Source organism: Gilvimarinus sp. 1_MG-2023, from assembly GCF_030548285.1.
Genome location: NZ_JAUOSC010000464.1, coordinates 1 through 343 on the forward strand (window position 1 = coordinate 1; position 343 = coordinate 343).

Sequence of the window (343 nt, forward strand, 5' to 3'; positions counted from 1 at the left end):
GCGTCACCCGACCTTGCACAACGGTGTTGTCGTGGGTGCCGGTGCCAAGGTATTGGGGCCAATCGAAGTGGGCGAAAATGCCCGTATCGGCTCCAATGCGGTCGTGACCAAGCCCGTGCCGGACGGCGCTACCGTGGTGGGGATTCCTGGTCGTATTGTACGGATGGCAGGCAAGAAAAATCCCTTGCCAGAAGGGACTGTCCGTATGGCTGAAAAACTGGGATTTGACGCCTACGGTATTGCCGATGGAACCCCGGACCCGATTGCCCGCTCGATCCACAATATGATGGATCATATGGATGCGGTGGACAGCAAGATTGATCGCATGTGCAAGGCCCTGCAT

General features: G+C 57.4%; 1 protein-coding gene. It reads left to right on the forward strand.

Annotated features, from left to right (window positions below; genetic code table 11):
* Window positions 1–343 (forward strand): serine O-acetyltransferase (locus Q4563_RS17650; protein WP_442903781.1); only part of this gene is annotated, 343 nt, incomplete at both ends.